Annotated in this window: 13 protein-coding genes; 5 read left to right on the top strand and 8 right to left on the bottom strand. The window is 72.6% G+C overall.

Going from position 1 to position 19,022, the window contains the following annotated elements:
• Nucleotides 1–28 precede the first annotated feature (28 nt).
• The 4 genes from AB0924_RS10155 to AB0924_RS10140 all read right to left on the bottom strand — a co-directional run bounded on the left by AB0924_RS10155 (nucleotide 29) and on the right by AB0924_RS10140 (nucleotide 5,917).
• Nucleotides 29–1,618 (bottom strand): LCP family protein, encoded by a 1,590-nt coding sequence (locus tag AB0924_RS10155; RefSeq protein WP_366911135.1) that lies wholly within the window; start codon nucleotides 1,616–1,618, stop codon nucleotides 29–31.
• 174 nt (nucleotides 1,619–1,792) lie between these two features.
• Nucleotides 1,793–3,562, bottom strand: a complete 1,770-nt coding sequence (locus AB0924_RS10150; protein WP_366911134.1) for an LCP family protein — start codon at nucleotides 3,560–3,562, stop codon at nucleotides 1,793–1,795.
• A 233-nt stretch (nucleotides 3,563–3,795) separates the two neighbouring features.
• Nucleotides 3,796–4,974 (bottom strand): LCP family protein, encoded by a 1,179-nt coding sequence (locus tag AB0924_RS10145; RefSeq protein ID WP_358928968.1) that lies wholly within the window; start codon nucleotides 4,972–4,974, stop codon nucleotides 3,796–3,798.
• A 187-nt stretch (nucleotides 4,975–5,161) separates the two neighbouring features.
• Nucleotides 5,162–5,917, bottom strand: coding sequence for a TIGR03089 family protein (locus AB0924_RS10140; protein WP_358928970.1), 756 nt, complete (start codon nucleotides 5,915–5,917; stop codon nucleotides 5,162–5,164).
• A 128-nt stretch (nucleotides 5,918–6,045) separates the two neighbouring features.
• Between AB0924_RS10140 and AB0924_RS10135 the strand changes: the two genes are divergently transcribed.
• Nucleotides 6,046–7,362 carry a peptidoglycan recognition protein gene (locus tag AB0924_RS10135; RefSeq protein ID WP_358928972.1) on the top strand — a complete coding sequence of 439 codons (1,317 nt, stop codon included), beginning with the start codon at nucleotides 6,046–6,048 and terminating at the stop codon, nucleotides 7,360–7,362.
• Between the two features lie 169 nt (nucleotides 7,363–7,531).
• A complete protein-coding gene (locus AB0924_RS10130) occupies nucleotides 7,532–8,614 on the top strand; it encodes an NDP-sugar synthase (protein WP_359552014.1) in 1,083 nt (360 codons plus the stop codon).
• 203 nt (nucleotides 8,615–8,817) lie between these two features.
• On the opposite strand, the gene AB0924_RS10125 is transcribed toward AB0924_RS10130, so the two are convergent.
• From AB0924_RS10125 to AB0924_RS10110, 4 genes are all read right to left on the bottom strand, one after another.
• Nucleotides 8,818–9,840, bottom strand: a complete 1,023-nt coding sequence (locus tag AB0924_RS10125) for a DNA-3-methyladenine glycosylase 2 family protein (RefSeq protein ID WP_366911133.1) — start codon at nucleotides 9,838–9,840, stop codon at nucleotides 8,818–8,820.
• Nucleotides 9,841–9,928: 88 nt separating this feature from the next.
• A complete protein-coding gene (locus tag AB0924_RS10120; protein WP_366911132.1) occupies nucleotides 9,929–11,236 on the bottom strand; it encodes a coenzyme F420-0:L-glutamate ligase in 1,308 nt (435 codons plus the stop codon).
• Nucleotides 11,233–12,192, bottom strand: a complete 960-nt coding sequence (cofD, locus tag AB0924_RS10115; RefSeq protein ID WP_358928980.1) for a 2-phospho-L-lactate transferase — start codon at nucleotides 12,190–12,192, stop codon at nucleotides 11,233–11,235. The genes AB0924_RS10120 and cofD overlap by 4 nt, the downstream gene beginning before the upstream one ends.
• Before the next feature lie 33 nt (nucleotides 12,193–12,225).
• The gene (locus AB0924_RS10110) at nucleotides 12,226–12,732 is read right to left on the bottom strand and encodes a cysteine dioxygenase family protein (protein WP_358928982.1); all 507 of its coding nucleotides are present in this window, start codon (nucleotides 12,730–12,732) and stop codon (nucleotides 12,226–12,228) included.
• A gap of 669 nt (nucleotides 12,733–13,401) precedes the next feature.
• On the opposite strand from AB0924_RS10110, the gene AB0924_RS10105 reads away from it, so the two are divergent.
• The 3 genes from AB0924_RS10105 (at nucleotide 13,402) to AB0924_RS10095 (ending at nucleotide 19,011) form a co-directional block, all read left to right on the top strand.
• Nucleotides 13,402–13,665: a WhiB family transcriptional regulator gene (locus AB0924_RS10105; RefSeq protein WP_003975777.1), complete on the top strand. Its 264-nt coding sequence runs from the start codon at nucleotides 13,402–13,404 to the stop codon at nucleotides 13,663–13,665.
• A gap of 277 nt (nucleotides 13,666–13,942) precedes the next feature.
• Nucleotides 13,943–17,506 carry a glycosyltransferase gene (locus tag AB0924_RS10100; protein WP_366911131.1) on the top strand — a complete coding sequence of 1,188 codons (3,564 nt, stop codon included), beginning with the start codon at nucleotides 13,943–13,945 and terminating at the stop codon, nucleotides 17,504–17,506.
• Nucleotides 17,503–19,011 carry a DUF5719 family protein gene (locus AB0924_RS10095; RefSeq protein WP_358928986.1) on the top strand — a complete coding sequence of 503 codons (1,509 nt, stop codon included), beginning with the start codon at nucleotides 17,503–17,505 and terminating at the stop codon, nucleotides 19,009–19,011. Before AB0924_RS10100 ends, AB0924_RS10095 begins: the two co-directional genes overlap by 4 nt.
• The last annotated feature ends 11 nt before the right edge of the window (nucleotides 19,012–19,022 follow it).

The following is a 19,022-nucleotide window of genomic DNA, read 5'->3' as shown; positions in this document are numbered from 1 at the left end:
GGGGCCCTCTTCTCATGCGCTCACCGCGCTACCACTGGTAGGGCTTGTACACGTCCATGCACTTGGAGGTGTCCGAGCCGTTGAGGGCGTCGGAGTTGCTCGGCAGGTCGCCGGCCTTCGGGGCCGACTTCTTCGGGTAGACGGAGCCCGTACGCCAGTCCGCGCCGACGACGACGGTGACCCCGGACACGTCGGTCGACCGTTTCACCTGGCTCGCCGGGATGCCCAGCGCCTTGGCCACGGCCTGTGCGTCGCCCTGCAGTTCGGCGCTCGGGTAGCGCACGACGGTCTCGTCCGCCGAGACCGCCGCCGAGGTGTCGGTGTCCGCCCTGGCGTACCCGTGCTGCACGAGGACCTGGCCGATCGCGCGCGCCCGGCCCTGCACCGCGGGCCCGGCCGAGGACTGGGTGGCGTTCTGGACGAGCACGCCGAGCCGGGCCGCGTCCGTCGAAGGGGTCTTGGCCGGTTCGGCCTTGTCCTTCTTCTTCGCTTCCTTGCCGTTCTTGTCGAAGGGCACGTCGTCGCGGAGCATCTGCCACATCTTGTCGGCGCCGGCCTTCTCCGGCACCACGTGCGAGCCGTTCACCGGGTCCTCGACGTTGGGCATCGTCACCGACGTGATGCGGTTGGACGGTACCGACTTCAGCTCCATGCCGAGGTCGTAGAGCTTCTTGACGGTGCCGATCTCCTCCGACACCGTCAGCGACTTGGTGGCCGCCTCGGCCAGGTCCGTCAGCCGGCCGGTGTCGGTGAAGACGCTCTGCTGCCTCAGCGTCCGGATCATCGAGTTCAGGTACATGTGCTGGGCGCGGGCCCGCATCAGGTCGCTGCCCCAGGCGTGCCGCGTGCGCAGCCACTGCAGGGCCTGCACGCCCTCGATCTTCTTCCGCCCGGCCTTCAGCTTGAGTCCGGAGCCGCCCCGCTGACTGGGCGTCGAGCGGTCCCAGACGTTCTGGTTCACACAGACCTCGACGCCGCCGATGGCGCCCGCCATCCGGACCACGCCCGCGAAGTCGATCGTCATCCAGTGGTCGATGTAGACCCCGGTGAGGTTCTCCCAGGTGGCCAGCGTGCAGCCGGCGCCGCCCCGGGCCAGCGAGGTGTTGATGATGTCGTTGGTCGCCGGGTACGACTTGCCGGTCTTCGGGTCCTCGCACTGGGGGATGTCGACGCGGGTGTCCCGCGGGATGCTCACCATCGCGGCGCTCTTGCGGTCCGCGGAGAGGTGGATGAGCATCTGCACGTCGCCGAGCGGCGGGTTCCCCCGGTTGTCCTTGCTGCCGCCGAGCGCCACGTTCGCGTCGGAGTTACGGCTGTCGGAGCCGATCAGCAGGATGTTCAGCGGTGTCTGGCCGGCCGCGTTCGGGCGGGTCCGCTGCGCCTTGGAGTCGTCGGCGTTGCTGCGCCGGCCCTTCTGAAGGTTGCCGTTCAGATGCTCGTAGTACAGATAGCCGGCACCCGCGGTGCCGAGTATCACCACGGCCAGCACGATCGCCGACCAGCGCAGCGCGCGCCGTCGGCGCGGCCGCCGGTCCGTCTTCGGGCCGCCACCACGACGCCCCCCGCCATGCCGTCCGGACCCCGCAGGGGCGCCCGCCGTCCGCGTCGTGAGCGACATCGTGTCCTCGACCGCGGGAGGCTCCCCCCGCACACCGCTCTGCGCCAACTCCCTGCCCCCCACTTGCGCCATGCAACGGGTCCGTCCCGCGTCGGGTTAGACGCACGACGGACCCGATGGGTTACCTGTGAACCACGCTGAACCATGAACTGCCTGAACTGTGAACGGCCTTGGCTACGAGGCGCACTGCACCTTGTCCGCGGTGGACTGGCCGTCCACCTCCGGCGCCTTCGTCGGAGCGGTCAGGGACGCACCCGCGCCCTTGAAGTCCTTGCCCAGGGTCAGCGTCATCGCGGGCAGTCCCTGCGCGTTGGTGACGCTCTTGCCCGGCTTCAGGGCCGAGCCGGACAGGCCCATGATGGCGGCCAGCCGGCGTGCCTGCGCCGCCTGGTCGGGCGCGTACTCCAGCGTGGTCCTGCTCAGCGGGGCGGGGGCGTTGCCCCCGTTCTCCGACTTGAGCACGCCCGCGTTGTTCTGCAGCCAGTTGAGCTCGGCCTGCGCGCTGCCCTGCGCGGCGCCCCCGTTGAGGATCCGCACCCGCACCTCGGAGGGGTCGGACTTGGTGCCCTTCAGCCGGGCGGCCGCCTCGTCCTTGGCCTTGGCCTTGGCCGCCTTCTGCTTCTTCTTCACGTCGGTGAAGGAGACGTCGTTCTTGATGGCGTCGAAGACCGCGGGTCCCTTGCTCTGGTTGACGATCACCGTCTTGTGGACGACGCCGTCGGCCGGATTGTCCAGGACGGGCACCGTCATGAACGAGATGTTCTTCGGCGGCACCTTCTTCAGTTCGAGTGCCACGTCCTTGAGCGTGCTCACCGAGCCGATGCCCTGGTCGACGGTCAGCGCCTTGGTGGCGGCCTCCGCCAGCTTCACCAGCTTCGTCGGGCTGGTGAGGGTGTCGCTGGAGGACATCTTGCGCATCAGCGAGCCCATGAACTGCTGCTGCACCTTGATGCGGTCCAGGTCGCCCTGGTTGCCCCAGCTGTGCCGGGTGCGGACGAACGCCAGCGCCTGCTCGCCCGCGACCTTCGACGGGCCGGCGGGCAGGTCGAGATGCGAATCCGCGTCCTTCACGGCGTGCTTGAGGCACACGTCGACACCGCCGACCGCCGTCGTCAGCGTCTTCACCGCGTTGAAGTCGACCATCATGAAGTGGTCGGGCACGATCCCGGTGACCGCCTTCACGGTGTTCATGGTGCAGCCCGGGTCCCGGCCGTCCTGTCCCAGGCTGGTGTTGAACCGGACGTCACTGGTGCCGGCGACGACCTTCTTGCTGCCGTCGGGCTGGATGGTCTCGCAGTCGGGGACGTCCACGATCAGGTCGCGCGGGATGCTCAGCGCGGTGGCGTTCGTCCGGTCCTTGGCCACGTGCAGCAGGATGTTGGTGTCCGCGTGGCCGACGCTGCCCTTGTCGCCGTAGCCCTCGTTGCCCTTGCCGGTCCGCTTGTCGGTGCCGATGATCAGGATGTTGAACGCGTCGTCCTTGCTGAAGCCGTCCTTGGCCGCGCTGGTGTCGGTCGTGGTGACGTTGCCCTCTAGGTGCTTGAGGTAGAGATAGCCGGCCGTGCCGACGGCGAGGAGGACGAACGCCGTGCCGCCCGCGGTCCAGGCCAGCGCCTTCTTGGCCGTCGACTTCTTCTTCACCGGCCGCCGGTTGCGCCGCCCCTGCGGCGGCTCGGGCTCGGACTCGGGGCCACGGCGCCGGCGCGGGGCCGGCACGTCCGCGCCGCGCGCCTGAGGCATCTGGCGCGTCCCGCCCGCCGCCGAGTCGCCGCGCCCGCGCCCCGCGCCACCGGAGGCCCGGGAGCCCGGTTTGCGCGGGCCGGGAACCGCCGACTGCGGTGCGGAAGGGCTCAGTCGCAGTTCGTATTCGCCGGTGTTCGGATTGAGCACCCACTGGTCTGCGGGGTCGATGTTGTCCGCCCGCCCACGGCCTTGCGCGTCCACGGTTGTCCGAATCCTCCGTCGGGGCCACGCGGCGCCTTCCCCCTCAAAGGCGCTCGGGTCTCGGTGAAACAGTGCGCGACCCCAGGACAGACCTCGTGGCCGGGTGCACCGGATCGCTCACACTATCCGTCCAGTTCAGCGTCGAGCGACGGCGGTGACAAATTCCACGTTCCTACAACCGGGCAATCCCCCTCATATTTCTGAACAAAAGTTTGTAGGCCCTGCTGTACGCCTTACTCGCAGGTGTGCTCGTCGGCGGTGTTCCCGCGGAAGGTGGGGGTGGGGGAGGGGGCATTCTTACGGTTTTCTTCCCCTCCGCCGCCGGGAACCTGCCGTGAAACGGCCTTCACCGCGACCGGCTGGTCCGCCCGCAGCCGGGCGAACAGCTTCTCGGCCTCCGGCTCCACCAGCTGGTCGCGATTGGCGTCGTAGACGTACGACTTCCGCGGCACCGTCAGGAACTGGACATGTTCGGTGGGGATGTCGCGCAGTCCGCGCACCAACTGGTACAAACCACGCAGACTTGCCAGTTCCGGATCGGTGGTGAGCGAGGAGGTCGCCGCGTCCAGCAGCGGGTAGAGCTTCACCGGGTTCAGCAGCACACCGCTGCTCTGCACCTTGTTCACGAGCGCGCCGAGGAACTGCTGCTGCCGGTCGATCCGGTCGGTGTCGCTGCCGTTGCCGAGCGACTTGCGGGCCCGCACGTAACCGAGCGCCTGCTCCCCGTCGAGCGTCACCTTCCCGGCCGGCAGCCTGAGTTTGGCGGCCTTGTCGTCGATGGGCTCCCGCAGGCACACCCGCACCCCGTCGACGGCGTCCACCATCTCCTTGAACCCGCTGAAGTCGACCACCATGTGGTGGTCGACGCGGATGTCCGTCAGCTTCTCGACGGTACGGATGGAGCAGGCCGAACCGCCCACCTGGAAAGCCCGGTTGAACATCGCGAACACCGGCTCGCTGCGGCTGCCGTCCGCCCTGCGGCAGCCGGGGATGTCCACCATCAGGTCCCGCGGCAGCGAGACGGCGGTGGCGCTGCGCCGGTCGGCGGCCAGGTGCAGCAGGATCGTGGTGTCGGACCGCTCGCTGCCCACGTCCCGCCCGTACTCCTGGTTGCCCTGCCCGGCCCGCGTGTCGGAGCCGACCAGCAGGATGTTCTGCGCGCCCCGCACCAGCGAGGTGGGCCGCTCCCGCTCGTACCGGGCGAGTTCGGCGGCGGCCGCCTCGTCGGCGGTGATGTTGCCGTTGAGCTTGGCGTAGACGACCCAGCCGATCCCCGACGAGGCCATCAGGAACGCGGTCACCCCCACCGCCGTACCCCACACCCACCGCCGCCGGTGCCGTCGTGCCAGGCCCTCCCCGTCGGCCGAGGACCCGAGGCCGGGGCCGAGGGGCTTGCCTGCGCTGTCGGGCACGTCCGGTCACACCCCTCCATGGCGTACGAGCGTCACGTGCTGCTCCTACGACGATGGCGGGACGGAGCCGGGGGAGCCGCCCTTTGCTACTCCATCCGGGTGACGGCGGTGGGGCCTGCCCGACGGGTGGCCGGGGCGGTGCCCAGCGGGCTCAGTGGCGGGACGCGGCTCAAGGGCGGGACGCGGCTCAGTGGCGGGACGCGGTCACCCGCTCGCTCTCGATCCGCTTGGCCAGGCCCTCCCCGTCCAGCCGGTCCAGGTTCCGGCACAGCACCACGGACCCGCCGACGGCCAGCGGCGCGTAGAGCCCCGCGCTCAGCCCGTCCCACGTGTCGTACGGCAGCCCCGACAGCAGTCGCGACCCGGGCCCCGTCAGATCCAGCGACGGCGCCTCGGACAGCGCCCGCTCGACCACCTCGGCCCCGCTGAACTCCGCACCCGCGACGATCAGCGCGGGGTCCTCGGGGTCCACCGGGGCGAACGGTGCGAACCGGTCCCCCTGGCTCGGCGCCTCCACGGCGTAGTCGACGAACCCGTCCGGCGTTCGCGGGAACCGCCCGCCGAGCGGCCGCAGCGCGAGCGCGACCCGCTCGCCGCGGCAGGCCCGGGCCGCCTCCAGGGTGTCGGGCCCGCTCACGACGGCATCGGCGGCAGCCGGGTTGCCGGCCATGTCCGCGACAGCTCCCACCGACGAGCAGGCGAGCAGCCACACCGCCGTCTGCCAGTGGGCGGGCAGCAGCAGCGCGACCCGGTCACCGGGGCCGATGGACAGGTCGCCCTGCAGCAGGTTCGCGGTCTTGGCCACCCAATTGGCGAAGGTGGCCACGGACAGTTCCACGCGCTCGCCCGTGGCGTCGTCGTAGAAGGTCACCAGGGGGCGTCCGGCGTCCGCGGCGAGCGCGGAACGCAGCAGGTCGGCAGGGGTGCGATCGGTGGCGTTCACCCGCGCAAGAGTACGCCGGGGCGGCCCCGCGCACCGAGTGCCGGGGCCACCGGTTCGGCGCAACGGCCGCCGACGCACCGTCAGTTCCCCGATGGCGGGCCACGGCGACCGTGCCCAGGATCAAGGACATGCGTGGATTCCTCAGCTCCCCGGCCCGCGCCACCTCGATCGGCGTCACCTGCGCGGCCGCCCTTGTCCTTTCGGCGGCCCTGCCCGCGACCGCCGCGTCCCCGCGAGCGGGGCGGCCGGCCGGGGCGGCGGCCCCGGGCAGCACCCAGTCGCTGCCGCTGGCCCCGCTCGACCAGGAGCGCACCCCCGGAACCGCCCCCGAACAGGGCCTGTACCGCACCGGCGTACGGCACTTCTCGCTCGTCGGCGTGATCTGGGACGACCCGGACACAGCCCTGCGCGGCACGGTGCAGGTACGGACCCGGTCTGCGGCGTCCGGAAAATGGTCCCGCTGGCAGGACGTCGAGACGCACAACGGGGACCACGGCGCCGACCCGGCCACCGCCGAACGCTCCTCGGGCCGGGTGCGCGGAGCCACCGCGCCGCTGTGGGTGGGCGACTCGGACGGCGTGGACGTACGGGTGCGCGCCGACTCCGCGCCGGACCGGGCTGCCACGGACCGGCGCGGGGGCGGCGACCCGCCCCTGCCGTCCGGGCTGCGCCTGGAACTCGTCGACCCCGGCGGCACGACGACGGCCCAGGGGCCGCAAGCGGACAGCCCCCGCGCCCTGCCCGCGCTGAGCCGGCGCGACACCGAGCGGGAGATGGACCGTCTGCGGGCCGAGGGCGACCTGGACGCCGTGGACGACGGTGTGCCCCGGGCCAAGCCCTACATCGGGCCCCGCCCGGGAATCGTGACGCGCCGGGGCTGGAGCGCGGACGAGTCACTGCGCGGGCGCGGGTTCGTGTACACGAAGAAGATCAAGGCCGCCTTCGTGCACCACACGTCCACCGGCAACAACTACTCATGCTCCCAGGCCCCGTCCGTCATCCGGGGCATCTACCGCTACCACGTCAAGAGCATGGGCTGGCGGGACATCGGCTACAACTTCCTCGTCGACAAGTGCGGAACCATCTACGAGGGCCGGGCCGGCGGAGTCACCAAGGCGGTCCTGGGCGCCCACACCCTCGGGTTCAACAGCAACAGCATGGGCATCGCCGTCATCGGCAGCTACGGCTCGAGCAAGCCGTCCGGCGCCGCGGTGAAGGCCGTCGCCAAGCTCACCGCGTGGAAGCTCGGCCTCTACGGCGCCAATCCGCGCGGAAAGACATATCTGACATCGGGTGGCGGCAATCTCTACCCAAAGGGGAAGAGCGTACGACTGAACGTGATTTCCGGACACAGGGACGGATTCGCCACCGACTGCCCGGGCAAGCGGCTCTACTCCAAGCTCGGCTCGGCCCGTTCCAGCGCCGCGCGGTACCAGGGCCGCTGAGGACCGGGACGCGGGCACCGTCGTCGGGAGATACGCGCGGTCGAGGGAATCCTGGCGCCGATCCCGCCGGACACCGCGCGGCCACCCGAGGCGTCGCCGGCCGGTCTGCATACACTGACCGGCCGAAACGAGAAGTTCGGCCGGTCCCGGCAGGAAGCGGAGACGACAGGTGACAGAAGCGATCCTCCTGGTCGGCGGCAAAGGCACCCGGCTGCGCCCGCTCACGGTGCACACGCCCAAGCCCATGGTCCCGGCGGCCGGGGTGCCGTTCCTCACGCACCAGCTCGCCAGAGCGAGAGCGGCGGGCGTGGAGCACATCGTCCTCGCCACGAGCTACCTCGCCGAGGTCTTCGAGCCCTACTTCGGCGACGGCGCCGCGCTGGGCCTGCACATCGAGTACGTCACGGAGGAGGAGCCCCTCGGCACCGGCGGCGCCATCCGCAACGTGGCCCCGCTCCTGCGCTCCGGTCCCGACGACCCGGTACTGATCTTCAACGGCGACATCCTGACCGGCCTGGACATCCGGGCCCTGGTCGACACGCATGAGTCGACGGGCGCGGACGTCTCCCTGCACCTGACGAAGGTGACGGACCCGCGTGCCTACGGTCTGGTCCCCACCGACGGGACCGGCCGGGTGCTCGCCTTCCTGGAGAAGCCGCAGACGCCGGAGGAGATCGTCACCGACCAGATCAACGCGGGGGCGTACGTCTTCCGCCGCTCGGTCATCGACACCATCCCGGCGGGCCGTCCGGTCTCCGTGGAACGCGAGACCTTCCCCGGTCTGCTGTCCGCCGGGGCCCACCTGCAGGGCATGGTGGACTCCACGTACTGGCTCGATCTCGGCACCCCCGCGGCCTTCGTGCGCGGCTCCGCCGACCTGGTCCTCGGCCGGGCCCCCTCGCCGGCCGTCCCCGGCCGCTGCGGCGACCGGCTGGTCCTGCCCACGGCCGTCGTCGCCCCGAACGCCAAGCTGACCGGGGGCACGGTGGTCGGCGAGGGCGCGTTCGTCGCGGAGGGCGCCCGGGTCTCCGGCTCGACGATCCTGCCCGGCGCGGTCATCGAGCCCGGCGCCGTCATCACCGACTCCCTCATCGGCAGCCGCGCCCGGGTGGGCGAACGCTCCGTCCTCACCGGCACGGTCATCGGCGACGGCGCGGTGGTCGGCCCCGACAACGAACTCCGCGAAGGCGTCCGCGTCTGGTGCGACGCCCACATCCCCCCGGCCGCCCTCCGCTTCTCCTCGGACCAGTAAGCGCACCAAGCCGACCCAGCTGCGGGCATGCGTGCCTCCCCCAGTGCCTCAAGGGCCTGGGGGGACCCCCAGGGCGGCGCGGGTGAGCGATGGGGTCCCCCCCGCTCGAGCGAAGCCGAGCGTGGGGGAGGCACCCCGCGAGCGCGGGGCAAGCGCAACCCCCAGGCCGGCGCCAACGCCGAGCACCCACGCACACCCCAGCCCTAAAGCACCCCGATGTCCCACCGAGGCATCTTCGGCGCCCGCCGCCGCGGCACCTGCCCACTCAGCAGAATCAGCCGAGCCGCCCGATGCCGCTGCCCCGCATACGGCTCCAGCAGCCGCAGCATCTCCGCGTCATCGGCGTCCCGGTTCCGGTCCAGCACCCATCCCACGATCCCCGGCAGATGCAGATCCCCGACGGTCACCGCGTCCGCCGCCCCATGACTGCGCTGCACCACCTCCGCCGACGTCCACGGCCCGATCCCCGGCACGACCTCCAGCCGCGCCCGAGCCTCGTCCGCCGGCATCCCCACCGCCTGCTCGAGCCGCGCGGCGACCCGCACGGCCCGCAGGATCGTCGAGGCCCGCTTGTCGTCGACCCCGGCCCGGTGCCACTCCCAGGAGGGAATCAGCGCCCACGTCCGCGCAGCGGGCATCACCCACATCGGCCGTTCGAACGCGCCCGCGGGGCCGGGCGCCGGCTCCCCGAACCTCCGCACCAGCAACCGCCACGCCCGGTACGCCTCGTCGGTCGTGACCTTCTGCTCCAGCACCGACGGAATCAGCGACTCCAGCACCAGCCCGGTCCGGGTCAGCCGCAGCCCCGGCCGCCGGTGCCGCGCCAGCGCCACCACCCGGTGCCGGGGCACGAACGCGTCCGGGTCGTCGGCGGCACCCAGCATCCCGGGCAACTGCTCCAGCAGCCACTGCGCGCCCGGTCCCCACGCCTCACCGAGCACCTCACCGCCGTAGGCGCGCACCCGCAGCGTGCCCGGCCCGGCCGGCGTCAGGGCGGCCCGCCACACGGACCCGTCCGGTGTGGTCCGGAACGTCGGGTCGCCGGGCCCGCGCCGCAGCGGACCCAGCACCAGCCCCAGATCGAGCGGCCCCTCCGGCGTCCAGCGCCGCACCCGCGCCGGCCCCGCGGCCTGCCGGGGTATCCCGGCGGCGGCACCGGCGGGCACACCGACATGCCCGCCGCGCACGGTCGTACGGGTGGGGCGCGGAGCGAATCGTCCTGCCACTGGTGGGTTCCTAGGGGGTGGTGGTGCCGGGGCTGTCCTAGAGACTAGGCGGTCGCCGGGGGCGTCGGACGCGACTTGCCCACGGACGTCACCGCACCTCGATGAACGTCCCCGCGTCCCGCTCCGGCCGCGGCCGCGGCTCCTCGTCCGGATGGCCCACCGCCACCGCCCCCATGGGGTCCCAGTCCGCCGGCAGTCCCAGCACCTCGCGCACCGTGTCCCGGCAGAACATCGTCGACGACACCCAGGCCGACCCCAGCCGCTCCCCGGCCAGGGCGACCAGGAGGTTCTGCACGCCCGCGCCCGTCGCGACCACGAACATCTCCCGCTCGGCGCCGTCCCGCCGCGCGTCCCCGTAGGCGTGCGAGCCGTCCATGACGAGGCACGGCACGACCAGGTACGGGGCGTTGCGCAGCACGTCGCCGCGCCGGACCCGCTTGGTGATGGACCCCTCGCTCTTGCCGTCCCGGCGCAGGTCGGCGATCCAGGCGTCCCGCATCGCGTCGAGCAGCCGTACCCGCGACTCCTCGGACTCCAGGAGCACGAACCGCCAGGGCGTGGTGTGGTGCGGGGCGGGCGCGGTGACCGCCGCGGCCACCGCGCGCCGGACCGCGCCGGGGTCCACGGGCTCGTCGGTGAAGGCCCGCACGGTACGTCGCCGGGTCACGGCCTCGCGCACGGCCTCGGACGTGCCCAGCCGGAACATGTCGTCCCGCGCGGTACGCACCAGCGCCCGCGCCCCCTCGCCGTCCTCGCCGTCCACCACGTGGGGCAGCCCGCGCACCACGGCGACCGGGAGTCCGGCGGCCTTGCCCTTGACCAGGTCGCCGGCGGCGGCCAGTTCGTCGGCGGTGGCGACGACGGTGGCGCTGAGCGGGTTGCCGTGGGCGTCCGTGCCCCCGCGCAGATCGTCCAGCACGCGCACTCCGGCCGCGCCGATCGCGACGTCCGTGAGCCCCGCGCGCCAGGGCCGGCCGAAGGTGTCGGTGACGACGACGCCGACCCGGACGCCGAGGGTGTCGCGCAGCCCGTCGCGGATCGCGCGCGCGGACGCGTCCGGGTCCTCGGGGAGCAGCAGCACGGTGCCGGACGGGGTGTTGGAGGCGTCGACCCCGGCGGCCGCCATCACCAGGCCCTGGCGGTTCTCGACGATGCGCAGGGGGCCGCGCCGGGCCACCACCCGCACGGTCTCCGCGTCGATCGCGGACTCGCGGTCGTCCGCCCGGACGACACGACCCTCCGCCTTGGAGACGATCTTGGACGTGACGAGCAGCACGTCCCCGTCGGCCAGCCCGGGTTCGGCGGCGGCGATCAGCTTGGCCAGGTCGTCGCCGGCCCGCACCTCGGCGATGCCGGACGGGGCCCAGACCCGGTACTCGGGGCGCCGGCCGCTCACGCTCCCCGCACCTCCTCGGCCAGTGCAAGCGCCTCCCGGGCCATCTGCGCGGTCGCGTCGACGTCGGTCATCATCAGCGGCACCGCCCGGCAGCGGATCCCGTCCGCCTCGACCCGCTCCACCACGCCCGCGTCGACGGTGTCGACCAGCCAGCCGTCCAGCAGCCCCGAGCCGTAGTGCTCGGCGACCGCGGCTGCCGTCGACTCCACGCCGACCGCGGCGAGCACCTTGTCGGCCATCCCGCGCACCGGCGCGTCCCCGACGATCGGGGACAGGCCCACCACGGGCACGCCCGCTTCCGCGATCGCCTCACGGATGCCGGGCACGGCCAGGATGGTGCCGATGGACACGACCGGGTTGGACGGTGGGAAGAGGATGACGTCCGCCTCGGCGATGGCCTCCAGGACGCCCGGCGCCGGCTTGGCCTGCTCGGCGCCGACCGGCACGACCGCCTCGGCCGCGACCGAGGCGCGCAGCCGCACCCAGTACTCCTGGAAGTGGATCGCCTTGCGCTCGCCGTCGATCTCCGCGGCCACGTGGGTCTCCACGCGGTCGTCGGTCATCGGGATCAGCCGCACACCCGGCTTCCAGCGGTCGCAGAGCGCCTCGGTGACCGCGCTCAGCGGAAAGCCGGCGCCCAGCATCTGCGTCCGCACGATGTGCGTGGCGAAATCCCGGTCCCCGAGACCGAACCACTCCGGGCCGACCCCGTAGGCCGCCAGCTCCTCCTTGAGGTGGAAGGTCTCGTCCGTCCGCCCCCAGCCCTGCTCCTCGTTGATGCCGCCGCCCAGCGTGTACATCACCGTGTCGAGGTCCGGGCAGACCTTCAGCCCGAAGAGGTGGATGTCGTCGCCGGTGTTGCCGATGACCGTGACGTCCGCGTCCGGCACGGCCCGCTTCAGACCGCGCAGGAACCGGGCACCACCGATGCCGCCTGCCAGAACCACAATGCGCATGGGCCGATTCTCGCAGGCGGGTACGACATCGTGTCAGGCAGTCACCGGACGCGGTCCGGTGCGCGCCTCGCAGTGCGGGGAGTTGTGCATCGGCATCTCGGTCAGGCCCGGGTGGTAGACGTGCAGGCTCACCGCGGGCTCCAGCGCGTCGTTCACCACCTCGTGCACGTAACCCGGCGCGAACACCCGCTGGGCGCCGGCCGTCAGCGCGCGCGTGTCCCGCTCGGTGCGCTCGGTCAGCGTGCCCTCCAGGACGGTGAGGACACCGGAGGAACGGCCGTGGTCGTGCGTCCCGCTGCCCTGGCCGGGCACCCAGGACAGCAGCCAGACCTCGTAGCCGGGGCCGGTGCGGAGCCGGTGGTACCAGCGGGTGGTGGCGTCGTAGCGGACGAGGTGCGCCCACTGGGAGCGGTCGGCGGCGATGGCGCGGGCGAGGCCCACGAACTCGGCGACCGTGGCGGGGTGCTCACGCGGCGGCTGGAGCAGGTGCGGGACTTCGAGGATGTCGCCGGCGATCTGGAGGTCGTTGTCGCTGTTCATCGGGTGAGGGGGTTCCTCGGCGGGGGAGTGGGGGCTGGGTGTCGCTCTGCGTCCGCCCGGGTCACGGGCGATGAGAGGGGTCCCGGATGAGGGTCGGGGACGGGGAAACGCGGCCGAGCCGGGATGGACTCGGGAGCAGCCGGAGCGCGATGGGCTCAACAGCTGGGACAGCAACAACAGCTACAGCGCGCGCGTGCGGCACCGAGGGACCCGGCGGTGCGGGTCGAGACGGGTGCCAAGTTCGCGAGCATGCCCACTAGGACACCGGCTCACACCCGGACTGTCAACTCGACGCCCGGAAAGTGCGACATGGTTCACCTCATCCGGTTCATCTGTCAGGTGAAAGGTTTGTTCACCCGGATCGCGGGACACATGGCGCTCAACCGAGCGCTCGAGCCTCGCAGGAACGAGATCGAACGCAGGGGCGTCCTTCTTCGTACAGGGAACTGTGCGGGGTCCGCCGCCCCTCGGGGCCTCTTCTGTGTGTCATGGTTTATGGCGATTTGAACACTTTCCGCATGGCCTTGGTTCCGCAGAGTGAATAACGGGCTCAATAGCAGATCTCGGCTTGACTCGCCCGGAGCAGCACACTTGTAATTTCACTCGTGTCGTTCAGCCGAAATCGGTAGCGGCTACGCACGGGGACGTGAAGACAGACGAGGGGCGCACATGACCGAGCTGGTGCAGCAACTGCTGGTCGACGACGCGGACGAGGAACTCGGCTGGCAGGAGCGCGCACTGTGCGCCCAGACCGACCCCGAGTCCTTCTTCCCTGAGAAGGGCGGCTCGACCAGAGAGGCGAAGAAGGTCTGCCTCGCCTGCGAGGTGCGCTCCGAGTGCCTCGAGTATGCCCTCGCCAACGACGAGCGCTTCGGCATCTGGGGCGGTCTGTCCGAGCGTGAGCGCCGACGGCTGAAGAAGGCCGCCGTCTGACCGGCGCCCCGGTCACGTTACGGCCGCCGCACCGCCGAGCGGCCGGACGGCACCCTCGCACATGTCGCGAACGGCCCGTCGCCCGTGGGTTATCCACAGGCGGCGGGCCCTCGTCATGGTCAGCCGATAGTGTGGTCGCTCGTCCGAGACGCTCCGCTGTCCCCTCGGGGCACAGGCGTCCACCGCAGTCCATCGAACCGGGGCCCGTACCTCGATGTCCGTGCACAGCCAAACGGCAGCTCAAGACCCGGCTGCCCACCCTGAGTTTCCGCGTCATGTGGTGACCGCGGTCCTCGTCTCCCACGACGGCGCCCGCTGGCTGCCCGACGCGCTGGCCGGACTGCTCGGCCAGGAGCGCCCCGTCCAGAACGCGGTGGCGGCCGACACCGGCAGCGCGGACGACTCCGCCCAGCTGGTCACCGAGGCGCTCGGCGACGACCGTGTGCTGCACCTGGCCCGGCGCACCGGCTTCGGCCAGGCGGTGGAGGAGGCGAGCCGCATCGCCCCCCTCCTCACCCCCGACGAGCTGCCCTACCTCAGGCGTCCCAGCGGCTGGGACCCGGTCACGCGCTCGTGGCGCGACGACGCCTACGACCTGCCGGAACTGCCGCACGGCGAGCCCGTCCAGTGGCTCTGGCTGCTGCACGACGACTGCGCCCCCGAACCCGACGCCCTCGCCCAGCTGCTCCGGGTCGTCGACAACGAACTCGAACTGGGCCGCGACGACGTGGCGATCGTCGGCCCCAAGCTGCGCGGCTGGTACGACCGCAGGCAACTGCTGGAGGTCGGCGTCTCCATCGCCAACTCCGGCCGCCGCTGGACCGGCCTGGACCGCCGGGAACAGGACCAGGGCCAGCACGACCACGTCCGCACCGTGCTGTCCGTCTCCACCGCCGGCATGCTCATCCGCCGCGACGTCTTCGAACAGCTCGGCGGATTCGACCGCCGGCTGCCGTTGATGCGCGACGACGTCGACCTGTGCTGGCGGGCCCACACGGCCGGCCACCGGGTCCTCGTCGTCCCCGAGGCGGTCGTACGACACGCCGAGGCGGCCTCCCGCGAGCGCCGCACCGTCGACTGCGTGGGCCGCACCGCCGCCTCCCCGCACAAGGTCGACAAGGCCGGCGCCATCTACACCCTGCTCGTCAACACCCGCACGGCCGCACTGCCCTGGGTGCTGCTGCGGCTCGTCCTCGGCACCCTGCTGAGGACCGTCGCCTACCTCGTCGGAAAGGTCCCCGGACAGGCCGTCGACGAGATCCGCGGTCTGCTGGGAACCCTGCTGCGGCCCGAGCGGATCCTCGCCGGCCGCCGCCGCCGCGGCGGCCCCTCCCAGATCGACAAGACCGAGCTGCGCCGGCTGTTCCCGCCCCCCGGCGCGACCATCCGCGCCACCGTGGAACAGGTCGCGGGCAACTTCTCCGACCGCTCCGACAGCGAGACCGCCTCGGCCGGCCGGCACGGCGGCGCCGTGGAGTCCGGACCCGGCGGCGACGACGCCGACTTCCTGGAGATCGAGCAGTTCGCCCGGCTGAAGCGGATCGCCCGCAAGCCCGGCCCGGTGCTCTTCCTGGCCCTGCTCCTGGTCTCCCTCGTCGCCTGCCGCGCCCTGCTCGGCGGCGGCGCCCTCGCGGGCGGTGCCCTGCTGCCCGCCCCGGCGAGCGCCGGCGACCTCTGGTCCCGCTACCTGGACGCCTGGCACCCGGTGGGCGCCGGCGGCACCGCCGCCGCACCGCCGTACCTCGCCATCGTCGCGACCCTCGCCTCGATCCTGTTCGGCTCCACCGGACTCGCCGTCACCGTGCTGCTGGTCTGCTCGGTTCCGCTGGCCGGCCTCACCGCCTACTTCGCCTCCCGGCCCCTCGTCACCTCCCGCCTGCTGCGCGCCTGGGCCGCCATCGCCTACGCCTTCCTGCCGGCCGCCACCGGCGCCCTGGCCGGCGGCCGCATCGGCACCGCCGTCCTCGCCGTGCTGCTGCCGCTCATCGCGCGCGCGGGCATCGCCGCGAGCGGCCTCACCCATCCCTCCGGCGCGCGCGGCAGCTGGCGCGCCACCTGGGCGTACGCGCTGCTGCTGACCATCACCACCGCGTTCACCCCGATCGTCTGGCCCCTCGCGCTGATCCTCGGCATCGGCGTGCTGGTCCTGCGCCGCGGCGACCTCGTCGCGCACGGCCTGCGCTTCCTCGCCCAGCTCGGCACCCCGCTGCTGGTCCTCGCCCCCTGGTCGCTGACGCTGCTCCCGACCGGCTTCTTCACGGAAGCGGGCCTGGAGTACGGCGCCTCCAGCGCCTCCGCGCTCGACCTGCTCGGCGCCGGCCCCGGCGGTCCCGGCACCGTCGACGGCCTGATGCTCATCGGCATCGTCCTCGCCGCCCTGGCCGCACTGCTGCGCTCCGAACGCCAGTTGGGCATCCGCACCGCCTGGGCGGTCGCCCTGGTGGGTCTCGTCTTCGCCGTCCTGTCCAACCACTCCACGTGGGCCGGACCGGCCACCCTCGTCTACGGCATCGCCCTGCTGGCCGCCGCGACGCTCGGCGCCGACGGAGCACGCGCGCGCGTGGCCGAGCAGAGCTTCGGCTGGCGTCAGCCCGTCGCCGCCCTGATCGCCTTCGCCTCCGCCGCGGGCCCGCTGCTCGTCGCCGCCGGCTGGATGATCGGCGGTGCCGACGGCCCGCTGGAGCGCCGCGACCCGGTGCAGGTCCCCGCGTTCGTCGCCGAGGACGCCACCACCCGCGACCAGGCCCGAACCCTGGTCTTGGACAGCGACTCCACCGCACTCGTGCGCTACAGCCTGGTCCGCGGCTCCGGTGCCCGCATGGGAGACGCCGAACTCGCCGCCACCGACGGGGAGAACGCCAGGCTCGACAAGGTCGTCGCCAACCTGGTCGCCGGCTCCGGCGCCGACCAGGCGGGCCAGCTCGGCGGCTTCGCCGTGCGCTACGTCCTCGTCCACAAGGGCGCACCCCGCGAGATCGCCCGCGTCCTGGACGCCACGCCCGGCCTGAGCCGGCTCAGCCAGCAGGACGGCAGCGCCCTGTGGCGCGTCGACCAGCAGGTCTCCCGCGCCACCATCGTGCCCGCGGGCGGCACCGGCACCGCCCGGTCCGTCGCCTCCGGGCCCGTGGAGATCCACACCACCGTCCCCTCCGGATCCGACGGCCGTGTCCTGCGCCTGGCCGACGCCGCCTCCGACGGCTGGACGGCCACCCTGGACGGCGAGCCGCTCACCCGCACCACGGTCGACGGCTGGGCGCAGGGCTTCCGACTGCCCGCCACCGGCGGCCGGCTGGATGTCGTGCACGACGACCCGATCACCCACACCGCCTGGCTCTGGGCCCAGGGCGCGCTCGCCCTCGTCCTGGTCGTCCTCGCCCTGCCCGGCCGCCGCCGCGACATCGACGACGACCTGCCCGAGGAGCAGCCGCTGCCGGCCCAGGCCACCGCCGGAGAGGGCCGCCGTGCCCGCCGGCTGCGCGCCCAGGCGGAGGAGGCCGCCGTACCGGAGCAGCCCGCGCCCGACGACGTACCGTCACCTCCGCAGGAGGCCCCGGCGGCCGTCCCCCAGCAGCCGGCGTACGGCGAGTGGGACTACGCGGGAAGCGACTACACCGGTTACGGCACCGGCCAGTACCAGGACGCCGGGCAGTACCCCGCCGAGGCCTACGACCAGCAGGCGTACCAGCCCGGCCCCTACCCGGACGGCCAGTACGACCCCTACGCCTACGGCGGCACGGCCGACCAGCAGGCGTACGACCAGCAGGCGTACCAGCAGGGTTACGACCCGGCCCAGCAGCAGTACGGCACCGGCAGCGAGCGCCCCGACGGGAGCCAGCAGTGAACCGCACCACCCTGTCCCTGATCGCCTGCACGACCGCGCTGGCCGCCGTCACCGCCTTCGCCGCGCTCGACACCCCGTCCGCATCCGGCGCGGCCCCGGCCAAGGCCGCCGCCGAACTGCCCGTGGAGCGCACCAGCCTGCTGTGCCCCGCGCCGAGCTCCTCCGACATCGCCGACACCTCGTACACGTCGTACACGCCCGTCACGAAGGGCACGGCGAGCGGCGGCAAGGCCCAACTCCAGGCGGCCGCCGAACAGTCGGCGGACGGCACGAGCGGATCCAAGAAGGGCGCGGACGCCGAGAAGAAGCCCGCCAAGCCGCTCCTCACGCCGAAGAACCCCGGCACCCCGGCCACCGGCGACACCTCCGGCGCCGACACCCCCGCACAGGTCGGCACCGCCGACGGCAAGTACGCGCCCGGCTGGACCGTGCAGGAGACCACCGAGGTCGTGGCGGGCACGGGCCGCGGACTGCAGGGCGTCAACTGCACCGCCCCGGACACCGAGTTCTGGTTCCCGGGCGCCAGCACGGCCGCCGACCGCACCGACTACGTGCACCTCACCAACCCCGAGGACTCGGCCGCCGTCGTCGACATCGAGCTGTACGGCAAGGACGGCGCGATCAAGTCCTCGGTCACGGACGGCTTCACGATCCCGCCGCACGGGAGCGAGCCGATCCTGCTCTCCACGCTCACCGACGAACGGCAGACCGATCTGACCGTGCACGTCAGTGTGCGCAGCGGCCGGGTGGGCGCGGCGGTACAGGCCCTGGACGACAAGGTGGGTGGCGACTGGCTGGCCGCGGCGGACGATCCGTCCGGCAGCCTGGTCCTGCCCGGCATCCCCAAGGACGCCACCGACGTCCGGCTGATCGCCTTCACCCCCGGCGACACCGACGCTGACCTCAAGGTCCGCCTGGCCTCGCCCGACGGCCTGATCACCCCGGCCGGGAACGAGACGCTGCACGTCAAGGCCGGTATGACGACCGCCGCCGACCTCGGCGACGTCACCCGTGGCGAGGCGGGCTCCCTGGTGCTCACGCCCACCGACCAGTCCGTACCCGTGGTGGCGGCCCTGCGGGTGGTCCGGGGCAAGGGAGCCAAGCAGGAGACGGCCTTCATCCCCGCCACGGCTCCCGTAGGCAAGCGGGCGACCTCGGCCGACAACCGCGGCAAGACCTCGACCCTCTCCCTGACCGCGCCCACGGCCACCACCACGGTCAAGGTCACCGCCTCGGCGGGCAGTGAGGGCGGCACCCCGGTCACGAAGACCTTCACGATCAAGTCCGGCACCACGCAGGACATCCCGGCCCTCGTCCCGTCCGGCCTGAAGGGCACCTACGCCCTGACGGTGGAACCCGTCTCCGGAGGCCCCCTCTACGCCGCCCGCACCCTCGCGTCGACAGCGGCCGGCGTCCCCGCCTTCACCATCCAGACCCTCCCCACCGACCGAGGCCTGGTCTCGGTTCCCCGAACAGAAGAGGACCTGTCCCTCCTGCAGAAGTAACCCGCTGCTCG

Source organism: Streptomyces sp. NPDC047869 (assembly GCF_040704065.1).
Taxonomy (GTDB): Bacteria; Actinomycetota; Actinomycetes; order Streptomycetales; family Streptomycetaceae; genus Streptomyces.
This window is presented reverse-complemented; position numbering and strand designations above follow the sequence as displayed.